Source organism: Lentzea sp. NPDC004782 (genome assembly GCF_040609115.1).
In the GTDB taxonomy this organism is placed as follows: domain Bacteria; phylum Actinomycetota; class Actinomycetes; order Mycobacteriales; family Pseudonocardiaceae; genus Lentzea.
Window position 1 is genome coordinate 1 of sequence record NZ_JBEXJN010000130.1, and the last position, 9,415, is coordinate 9,415.

10 protein-coding genes are annotated in these 9,415 nt (G+C 68.7%); 4 read left to right on the plus strand and 6 right to left on the minus strand.

Annotation, left to right across the window (positions count from 1 at the left end):
- Nucleotides 1-189 precede the first annotated feature (189 nt).
- Genes ABZV40_RS45775 through ABZV40_RS45800 form a run of 6 tightly spaced genes read right to left on the minus strand, consistent with a single transcriptional unit; the run spans nucleotide 190 to nucleotide 5,639 of the window.
- Entirely contained in the window at nucleotides 190-1,440 is a 1,251-nt protein-coding gene (locus ABZV40_RS45775; protein WP_355456402.1) for a HAMP domain-containing sensor histidine kinase, read from the minus strand.
- Nucleotides 1,437-2,114, minus strand: coding sequence for a response regulator transcription factor (locus ABZV40_RS45780; RefSeq protein WP_355456403.1), 678 nt, complete (start codon nucleotides 2,112-2,114; stop codon nucleotides 1,437-1,439). The genes ABZV40_RS45775 and ABZV40_RS45780 overlap by 4 nt, the downstream gene beginning before the upstream one ends.
- A gap of 14 nt (nucleotides 2,115-2,128) precedes the next feature.
- Nucleotides 2,129-2,623 carry a hypothetical protein gene (locus tag ABZV40_RS45785; protein ID WP_355456404.1) on the minus strand — a complete coding sequence of 165 codons (495 nt, stop codon included), beginning with the start codon at nucleotides 2,621-2,623 and terminating at the stop codon, nucleotides 2,129-2,131.
- A 12-nt stretch (nucleotides 2,624-2,635) separates the two neighbouring features.
- A complete protein-coding gene (locus tag ABZV40_RS45790; RefSeq protein WP_355456405.1) occupies nucleotides 2,636-3,829 on the minus strand; it encodes an ABC transporter permease in 1,194 nt (397 codons plus the stop codon).
- Nucleotides 3,826-4,506 carry an ABC transporter ATP-binding protein gene (locus tag ABZV40_RS45795; RefSeq protein ID WP_355456406.1) on the minus strand — a complete coding sequence of 227 codons (681 nt, stop codon included), beginning with the start codon at nucleotides 4,504-4,506 and terminating at the stop codon, nucleotides 3,826-3,828. Before ABZV40_RS45795 ends, ABZV40_RS45790 begins: the two co-directional genes overlap by 4 nt.
- A complete protein-coding gene (locus tag ABZV40_RS45800) occupies nucleotides 4,503-5,639 on the minus strand; it encodes an HlyD family efflux transporter periplasmic adaptor subunit (protein ID WP_355456407.1) in 1,137 nt (378 codons plus the stop codon). Before ABZV40_RS45800 ends, ABZV40_RS45795 begins: the two co-directional genes overlap by 4 nt.
- Before the next feature lie 134 nt (nucleotides 5,640-5,773).
- Between ABZV40_RS45800 and ABZV40_RS45805 the strand changes: the two genes are divergently transcribed.
- The 4 genes from ABZV40_RS45805 (at nucleotide 5,774) to ABZV40_RS45820 (ending at nucleotide 9,350) form a co-directional block, all read left to right on the plus strand.
- A complete protein-coding gene (locus ABZV40_RS45805; RefSeq protein WP_355456408.1) occupies nucleotides 5,774-6,622 on the plus strand; it encodes a helix-turn-helix transcriptional regulator in 849 nt (282 codons plus the stop codon).
- Entirely contained in the window at nucleotides 6,597-6,770 is a 174-nt protein-coding gene (locus ABZV40_RS45810; protein WP_355456409.1) for a DUF397 domain-containing protein, read from the plus strand. Before ABZV40_RS45805 ends, ABZV40_RS45810 begins: the two co-directional genes overlap by 26 nt.
- A 58-nt stretch (nucleotides 6,771-6,828) precedes the next feature.
- Nucleotides 6,829-8,370, plus strand: a complete 1,542-nt coding sequence (locus ABZV40_RS45815) for a hypothetical protein (protein ID WP_355456410.1) — start codon at nucleotides 6,829-6,831, stop codon at nucleotides 8,368-8,370.
- 71 nt (nucleotides 8,371-8,441) lie between these two features.
- Nucleotides 8,442-9,350: a cytochrome c oxidase assembly protein gene (locus tag ABZV40_RS45820; RefSeq protein WP_355456411.1), complete on the plus strand. Its 909-nt coding sequence runs from the start codon at nucleotides 8,442-8,444 to the stop codon at nucleotides 9,348-9,350.
- Nucleotides 9,351-9,415 lie beyond the last annotated feature (65 nt).

Consider the following 9,415-nt stretch of genomic DNA (forward strand, 5'->3'; position numbering starts at 1 on the left):
TTCTCTTTGGGTGGTGTTCTTTCTCGGGCCAATACACCAACATTTGGTTTTTCAGGGCGCCCTTCATCGAGCACCAGCGCGAGGCTGCGACGAGCAGCCGTCCTCACCTCGACCTGGCGCGGCAACCGCGCCCGCCCAGTGGCACCCTGAGCGCCGCGGCCGCGCACGGGTACCCGCGGCCTCACCCGATCACGTCCCCAGGATCACCCGGAACACCGCGCCCTCGCCCGGCGCGGTGTCCAGCTCGATCCGCCACCCGTGCGCCGCCACCAGCGCGGCCACGATCGCGAGCCCCAGCCCGGTTCCACCAGGCCCACGCGCGGAATCCGCGCGGTAGAACCGTTCGAACACCCGCGAAGCCTGGTCGGCGGGCATGCCGGGCCCGTGATCAGCCACCTCGATCGCCTCAGGAGTCAGCCGGACCTCGATCGGCGACCCGGCCGGCGTGTGCCGCAACGCGTTGTCGAGCAGGTTGGTCAGCACCTGCCGCACCCTGGAATCGTCCCCCTGCACCAGAACCGGCCCGGACGGCAATGCCAGCGAGATCGTCCGTTCCGGATCCCGCACCCGAGCCTCGTGCACGGCGTCGGTGACCAGCACCACCAGGTCCACAGTGGACAAGGCCAGCGGCTGCTCGGAGTCCAGCCGGGCCAGCTGCAGCAGGTCGTCGACCAGCAACCCCATCCGCTGCGCCTGGTCCTCGATGCGCCGCAGCACCTCGGCGGCGTCGGTGGCCGCACCCTGGCGGTACAGCTCGGCGTACCCGCGGATCGACGTCAACGGTGTGCGCAGCTCGTGCGAGGCGTCCGCGACGAACTGCCGCATCCGGTTCTCCGACGAGACCCGCACCGCGAACGCCTGCTCGATCTGCCCGAGCATGGTGTTCAACGCCGACGCGAGCCGCCCGACCTCGCTGCCGGGCCGCCGCACCGGCACGCGCCGGGACAGGTCGCCCGCCGCGATCTCCCCGGCCACCTGCTCGACTTCCTCCAGCGCCCGTGTCGACGACCTGACCAGCAGATACCCGGCCATCCCGACGAGGACGAGCGCGCCGAAGCTGATCAGCAGGAACGCCGCCCGCAGGTCGTCGACCGCCTTGTTCACCTCGGACTGGTCCGTCACCACGATCAGCTCGGTGTCGTCGAACGACCGCATCACGACCCGATGCGTGCCCACGGTGAGGTGCTCCCCGGACGTCATTTCGCCGTAGCCGGGCAGTCCGGCGATCGGCGTGCCGGAGACCACACCGGACGCGTCCCGCACGATCACGTTGTCCCGCAGGGCATACGGCCTCGGCACGTTCACGATCCGGTCCAGCCGCGCGTCCAGCTGGCCCAGCAGGTAGCGCTCCATCACCTGCGAACCGACGAGCCACGTGCCGAACAGGCCCGCGGCCGCCAGGGCGACGAGCACGACCACCAGCCGCGCGCGCAACGTCATGGTCTGATCATGTATCCGAGGCCGCGCACGGTGTGGATCAGCCTCGGCGCGTCGGCGTCGATCTTGCGGCGCAGGTACGAGATGTACGACTCGACCACGCCGACGTCACCGTCGAAGTCGTGCGACCACACCTGGTCGAGGATCTGCGCCTTCGACAGCACGCGGCCGCTGTTGCGCATCAGGTAGTGCAGCAACCGGAACTCCGTCGGCGACAGCTCCACGATCCGCGAACCGCGCCGCACGATGTGGCTCTCCACGTCCAGCGACAGATCGCCACAGGTCAGCTGCTCGCCCTCGGCGTCGGGCCGGGTGCGGCGCAGCACGGCGGTCACCCGCGCGATGACCTCCTCCAGGCTGAACGGCTTGGTGATGTACCCGTCGCCGCCGATGGTCAGGCCGGTGATGCGGTCGTCCGTGCTGTCCCGCGCGGTCAGGTAGATCACCGGCACCTGGACCCCTCCCGAACGCAGCCGCCGGACGACCTCGAAGCCGTCGCGGTCGGGCAGCATCACGTCGAGCAGCACCAGGTCGGGGGCTTGCGAGCGGGCGGCCGTCAGCGCCTCGCCGCCGGTCGCCGCGCTCGACACGGTGAAACCCGCGAACCGCAGGCTCGCGCACAGCAGTTCGCGGATGCTGGGTTCGTCCTCGACGACGAGCAACCGGCCACGTTCCACCCGTGAATCCTGCATCACCCGGTCGTCGGGCGCTGCGTGATGGTCTGCCCGGTCACCGTGCCGTCCGATCCCGCCTGACCCTGCACGACGACCTGCTGGCCCGCCTTGAGGTCACCGAGCTTGCCCTCGGAGGTGATCTCCACCTTGGTCGAGTCCGAAGTGGACACCTTGACGATCTGGCCGTTCTGCGTCTTCACGTACACGGTGGTGCCGTCGACGTGGTCGATCGTGCCGAAGGTGCCGCGCCCGAACCCGCCGCCCGGTCGCTGCGAGCCGGACGGGGGAGTGCTGCCGTCGCCGCGGCCGGGGAACTGGCGCCCCGCCGCGTTCTGGCGGTTCTGGGTCTGCGTGGAGCCGAAGGACTTCTGCACGAACACCCCGCCGACGAACGCGACGATCGCGAGCACCGCGACGCCGAGGATCATCGTGGTCTTGCCGACGCCGCTCTTGCGCTCCTTCAGCTGGGTCGTGATGTCGTCCTCGAGCGGCTGGTCGAGTGGGTTGGTCACGTCAGAAACTCCTTATTCGTGCCTGAGGGCTTCGATGGGGCGCAGCTTCGCCGCGCGCGAAGCCGGGTAACTGCCGAAGAAGAGGCCGATCAGCGCCGACACCGCGAACGCGAGCAGCACTGACGACGGCACGAGCACCGGTTTGATGCCGGCGATGGTGAACTGGCTGCCGATCAGGCCCGCGGCGACGCCGAGCGCACCGCCGAACAGGCTGAGCAGCGTGGCCTCGATCAGGAACTGGCCGAGGATCGACGACCTGGGCGCGCCGACGGCCTTGCGGATGCCGATCTCGCGGATCCGCTCGGTGACGGTGACCAGCATGATGTTCGTGATGCCGATGCCGCCGACCAGCAACGAAATCGCGGCCACCGACGCGAGCAGCACGGTGAACGTCTCGGTCGTCGCGGTGCGCGCGGTGAGCAGCTGGTCCTGGCTGAGGAGCCGGTAGTCGGCGGTCGTGCCGGTGATCTTGTGCCGGCCGTTGAGGATCGTCGTGACCTGGGCCTGGGCGTTCGGCAGCGCGTCGGCGGACTGCGCCTGCACCACGATCTGGGTGAGGTTGCCGTAGCCGGTCAGCGCGTTCTGCGTGGTCGTCAGCGGCGCCACGGCCATGTCGTCGGCGTCCTGCAACCCGCTGGACCCCTTGGCCGCCAGCACTCCCACCACGGTGAACGGGATGTTGTTGACCAGCATGGACTTGCCGACCGGGTCGGTGCCGGGGAAGAGCTGGGTGGCGACGGTCGCGCCGATCACCACGACCTTGCGCGCCTGCTGCACGTCGTTGTCGGAGAACAGGCTGCCCTGCGCCACCGCGCTGTTCGTGGTGCTGAAGTAGTGCGGGTCGCTGCCGATGAACTGGTTGATCGCGTACGTCGTGTCGCCGTAGCCCGCCGTCGCCTGCGCGCTCACGACAGGCGAGGCGTACTTGACGTCGGGGGAGTCCGCGCCGACCAGCGCCGCCGCGTCCGCCGTGGTCAGCGGCTTGGCGGTGCTGCCGGCCTGGGCGCGCTGCGGGCTGATCGTCAGGATGTTCGTGCCGAGCCCGGCGATGCTCTGCTGCACCGCGCTCGACGCGCCGTTGCCGACCGCGATCAGCAGGATCACCGACGCGACACCGATCAGGATGCCCAGCGTGGTGAGGCCGGAACGCATCTTGTTCGCCGTCAGGCCGCGCACCGCGAAGGCGGCGATCTCGAACAGTCTCACACCAGCACCCCCGCAACCTGGCCGTCCACCACGCGGACCGTGCGCGTCGCGTGTGCCGCGACGTCGTCCTCGTGCGTGATCAGCACGACCGTGCGGCCGCTGGCGTGCAGGCGGTCGAGGATGCCCATGACCTCACGGCTGGAGTCGGTGTCCAGGTTTCCGGTCGGCTCGTCGGCCAGCACGATCGCGGGCGACGTGACCAGTGCACGTGCGATGGCGACGCGTTGTTGTTGACCGCCGGACAGTTCGTTGGGCTTGTGGTGAATGCGGTCTTTCAGGCCAACGAGATCCAGCGCGGCGAGCGCGCGCTCGCGACGTTGGGCACGTCGAACTCCCGCGTACACCAGCGGGAGTTCGACGTTCGCCAGTGCCGTTGTCCGCGGCACCAAGTTGAACGACTGGAAGACGAACCCGATCTTCCGGTTGCGCAGCAACGAGAGCTGCTCCTCGTCGAACTCGCCGGTGTCGATGCCGTCCAGCAGGTACTTGCCGGACGTCGGCACGTCGAGGCAGCCGAGGATGTTGAGCAGCGTCGACTTGCCGGACCCGGACGCGCCCATGATCGCGAGGTACTCGCCCTTCTCGACGGTCAGGTCGAGGCCGCGCAGCGCGTGCACGGCGGTGTCGCCGGTGCCGTACGTCTTGCGGAGGTTCCGGACCTCGATGACCGGGCTCATCGACCGGTCCCGGTGAAGCCGCCGCCGTTGCGGTTGCCGCCGCCGGTGCCGGGGAAACTGCCGGTGCCCGGCTGCTGGCGGTTCGTGTTGTTCGACGTGCTGACCTGCGGCAACACGACTTCCTCACCCGCGGTGAGGCCGGACTTGATCTCGACGTACTGATCGCCGCGCACGCCGACCTCGACCGTCTTGCGCGTCTCCGCGCCGTTCTCCATCACCTGCACGGAGCTCTGCCCGCTGACGGTCTGCACGGCGGCCGCGGGGACGGCGAGGACGTTGTTCGCCGAGCTGACGGTGATCTCCACGCTCGCCGACTGCCCCGGCCGCAACCCGTCCGGCACCTTGGTCAGCGCGAGGGTCACGCCGTACTGGACGACGTTGTTCGAGGTCGTCGGGGTGAGGTCGACCTGGGCGACCTTGGCGGGGATCGGCTGCGACGGCATCGCGTTGACCGTGACGGTCGCGGCCTGGTCGGCCTTGAGCTTGCTGACGTCGGACTCCGACACGTTGGCGTGCAGGACGAGGTTCTTCAGGTCGGTGACGACGACGAACCCGGACGTCGAGGTGCTGCTGCTGCTGCTGTTCGCCGAGCTGGAACTGTTGGCGTTGCTGGAGGAGTTGCCGCTGCCGACCTTCTGACCGACGGACCCGGTGATCGAGGTGATCGTGCCGTCGCCCGGTGCGGTGAGCACGGTGGCGGCGAGGGTGTCCTGGGCCTGCTGGAGCGCGAGCTGCGCCTGCCGGTACGCGGTGAGCAGCGCGGTCGTGCCGGTGCCCTTGGCGAGGGCGGCGTCGAGGTTGCCCTGCGCGATGTCGACCTGCAGCTGGGCCTGCGTCGGGTCGAGCTTGGCGAGCGTCTGGCCCTTGGTGACCGCGTCGCCGACCTTCACGTCGATCTCGGTGACCGTGCCGCCGGCACCGAAGGAGGCGGCGGCGCTGAACGAGCTCTGCACGGTCCCGGACGCCGTGACCACCTCGCTGACGTCGCGGTTCTGGGCCGCGGCCGTGCGGGCGGTGGTGGGCTGGGCGCTGCCGGAGGAACCGAAGAACACCAGGTAGCCGGCCACACCGGCACCGAGGAGCACCACCACCAGCAGTCCGTTGATCAACAAGGATCTGCGACGTCGAGTCATGGGCACGGATCGTCGTCTGCCAAGCTGTAGCCCGGCTGCGAGTTTCCTGGCAGTTTCCTGATGATCGCCCGAGGGGCCGTTTTCACCCGAACGAGCAGGTTCGTGCTCGAAGAGCAAGCCTTAGCGTCGAGGGCATGGCCACGACCACTCCCTCCACTGCTTACAGCAGGGACCTGGGCGACGAACTACGCCGTTTGCGTGAAACCTGCACGGGCCTGACGGGCAACGCGCTCGCCGTCCGGCTCGGCTGGGACCCGAGCAAGGTCTCGACGATCGAGCACGGCAAGTACCGCGCCAGCGAGATCGACCTCGTCCAGTACCTGACGATGTGCGGCAAGGACATCGACTTCTTCGAAGACTTCAAGCGCAGGTGGCGCAACGCCTTCGAGGAGTACATCGTGCAAGTGCCGGACAACCTCCGCACGCTCGCCCGGGCCGAGTCCACCGCCAAGTCGATCACCAGCTACGACCCGCAGGCCGTCCCCGGTCTGATCCAGACCCCGGAGTACGCCGACGCTCTCTACCGGATGGGCGGGTACGTCCCCGAGGATCAAATCGCAGTGGGCGTCCGGTTTCGCACGGATCGTCAGACGATCCTGCGACGGCACAACCGGCCGACTTGCTTGTTCTTCATCCACGAGTACGCGTTGCAGACGCAGGTGGGCGACAGCCGGATCATGGAGGATCAGTACGCGCGCCTGCTGTTCAACGCGGACATGGTCAGGATCGTGCCCGCGGAAGCGCCCTTGGTGGCCACCAGTTGCGTGCTGTGGCAGTACGAGAAAGAGATGCCGATCGCCTTCACCTCCACTGACCTCGCGAAGCTGTTCGTGCAGGATCCCGGTGCCATCGCACGGGTCAGGCTGCTCTTCGACCGTTTGGGTGAGGTCGCCTTGGACGAGGCACAATCGCGGGAGAAGCTGGCGGAGTACGTCAGCCGACCGCGAAAGGACCTCAATGACCCAGGACCGCGCTTGGCGTAAGAGCAGCTACAGCGGTGCGACCGTGGATGACAACTGCGTCGAGGTGTCGTTGGCCTTCGACGCTCTCGTCCGCGACTCGAAGAACCCGTCCGGAGGCGTTCTGACCTTTGGCTATAGGGCCTGGAAGAACTTCATCGAAAACCGTTGAACCGTTACCCGTCTCACCACGTGTTCCCGCCGTCGAGCGGGAGCGAAGGGGACGGGCCATGGACCACAAGACGGTGTTGCTGCCACGCCAGGGTCAGGTCGTGCAGCTGCGGCAGACCAAACCGCTGCGCGTCGACGTCGCGGGCGGCGGCCCGGTCGGCCTGGCCTTCGCGTGCACGCTGAAGTCGTTGCTGGGCGGCCAGGTCTCGGTGCGCGTGCACGACCGCCGCTGGACGCGCCGCGGTGACCGCGTGGTGTGGCGCGGCCCGGCCGAGGGCAACAACCGGCGCGAGCAGGTCGTGACGCTGCAGAGCAACGTCTGGGCGGCGCTGCCTTCCGTTGTGCGGCAACGGCTTTTCGCGCCCGGCAAGTTCTCCGAGATGTGGCCGCTCGGCCCGGACTCCCCGGAGTCGAAGGGCCGCCCGCGCAACATCAAGATCCGCTGGATCGAGGACGCGCTGCTCGACCTGGCCCAGGACACCTGCGGCATCGAGCTCGTCCCCGCCGCCTACACCAAGCCGGAGCGCTGGGACGGCCTGCACGTCCTGGCCATCGCCGACGGCGCCCGTTCCGCGACCCGCGACTCGCTGTCGGAGTTCTTCGGCACGCCGAGCCGTGAACTGTTCTCTGTGGACGGTTCGCCGCTGGACGAGCACGTTCTCGGCATCCGCGTCAACGCCAAGGTGCCGGACGAGCACACCGTGCCGTTGACCGTGGGCCAGAACAGGTTCCTCTTCAACTCGCTCGGCGGCGGCTTCATCAACATGCGCCTGACCGCCGAGGAGGCCTCCGAGATCGTCGCGCTCGGCGAGAACGGCCCGGTCTCGTGCATCGGCAGGTTCGGCTGCACCATGCGTCCGGCGGGCGGGCGTTTCGTCTGCGACCGCCACCGCGCGGTGTTCAAGCCGTCCGTCGACAAGCTTTCCTACCTGTGGCCCCGGATTTTGGACGGCCTGCGCTTCTTCGGCGTGGGTGCGGCGGACGTCGTGGGCATCACCTCGTTCACGCTCGGCATGACCCAGATGTCGAAGTTCACCGCCCAGCTCGCGCCCTCGACGTTCGGCTTCCTGCTGGGCGACGCCGCCAACTCGCTGCACTTCTGGCCCGGTCGCGGCCTGAACACCGGCCTGAAGAGCGCGTTGTCGCTGGCCGTGAACCTGCAGAAGCGCTGGCGCGGCTCGGCTTTCCGCGCCGCCGACTTCGCCCAGCACGAAGGGATCATGCAGCAGCTGCAGTACCGCGAGAAGTCCCGCGCGTGGACCACCATGCTGATGCCCGACTCCGAGGGCGTGCCGCGCGGCATCGAGGACCGCATCCGCGAGGGCCTGCAGGGCCCGTTCGACCGGGCCGCCCTCGTCCGGACGCTGTTCGAGCGCGTGATCGACATCAAGAAGCGCCTCGCCGACCGCATGGGGTCGCTCGCGACCGATGAGTGGTACTACGGCCGCATCAACGCGCTCGACACCCGCACGCTGAAGGTCATGGTCGAGTCCGGCGCCTGGATCACCCGCGAGATCGGCGGCGAGGAGGTCGTGGTCCCGTCGCCCGCGCCCGCCACCGCGCCCGAACCCGTTCGCCGCGGCCTTTCCCTGGTCAGCTAGCCAAGCGCGGACCGGTGTGGTGCACACTGATCAGCTGGAACCCCCGAACTCGAGCTGAGAAGGCACCACCAGTGACCGAACCGCTGACCGTCGCGCGGGTCTTCACGGCCTGGCGGCTGGAGCCGGTCGCACTGCTGCTCGTCGCGGTCGTGGTGATCGGTTACTTCTGGGCGGTGCGCCGGCTGTCCGAGCCGTGGCCGGTCTCGCGTTCGGCTGCGATGCTCGCCGCGGCGGCCACGCATCTGCTGGTCACGCAGTCGTTCATCGGCGTGTACGGCCACACCCTCTTCTGGGTGCGCGCCGTCGCGGTGATCACCACGTTGATGATCACGCCGCTGTTGTTCGCGCTCAGTGCGCCGCTGACACTGCTGCTGCGCACCGCACCGGCACCGTTCGCCGAAAGCCTTCGCCGCATCGGACACAGCACGGCGGCGCGCGTGGTCACCTTTCCGCTGCTGGTCACCGTGGCGCTCGCGGTGCCGCTGGTGCTGTTGTACCTCACCCCGCTGTACGGCTGGACGCTGCGCAACCCCGCTGCCGACGAGCCGCTCCTGCTGGTCATCGCGGGCTGCGGTTTCGTCTACTACTGGACCCGGCTGCGGGTCGATCCGACGCCGCGGGAGGACCCGCACGTGGTGTCCTTCGCGATCAGCCTCGTCGAAGCGATCGTGGACGGTGCCATCGGTCTGGTCGTGTGGTTCGGCCCGTTGATCGCCGCGGACTACTACGAGGCCCTGCACCGCGCGTGGGGACCTGACCTCCGGCTCGACCAGGTCATCGGCGCCGGAGTGCTGTGGATCGGCGGTGACCTGGCCGGCCTGCCGTTCGTGGTGGCGCTGATGGTGCGCTGGATGCGTGCGGCGAAACAGGAGGCCGACAGCGTCGACGCCGAGCTGGACGCCGCAGACGAGAGCCCCGCGTCCGGGCTCTGGTGGGAGAACGACCCGGTCCTGCGCGAACGCTTCACCAAGCCCGGCTGACCGGTCGCGGGGGTGGTGGTGGTTGTGGCGAAGTACGAACAAGAGGTTGTATAGCGCGGAGAAAC

Bases quoted from the DNA above. Each gene is read 5' to 3' on its own strand.
- ABZV40_RS45805 (WP_355456408.1), top strand. From the start codon at position 5,774: ATGGCCACGACCACTCCCTCCACTGCTTACAGCAGGGACCTGGGCGAC.
- ABZV40_RS45800 (WP_355456407.1), bottom strand. From the start codon at position 5,639: ATGACTCGACGTCGCAGATCCTTGTTGATCAACGGACTGCTGGTGGTG.
- ABZV40_RS45815 (WP_355456410.1), top strand. From the start codon at position 6,829: ATGGACCACAAGACGGTGTTGCTGCCACGCCAGGGTCAGGTCGTGCAG.
- ABZV40_RS45810 (WP_355456409.1), top strand. From the start codon at position 6,597: ATGACCCAGGACCGCGCTTGGCGTAAGAGCAGCTACAGCGGTGCGACC.
- ABZV40_RS45795 (WP_355456406.1), bottom strand. From the start codon at position 4,506: ATGAGCCCGGTCATCGAGGTCCGGAACCTCCGCAAGACGTACGGCACC.
- ABZV40_RS45775 (WP_355456402.1), bottom strand. From the start codon at position 1,440: ATGACGTTGCGCGCGCGGCTGGTGGTCGTGCTCGTCGCCCTGGCGGCC.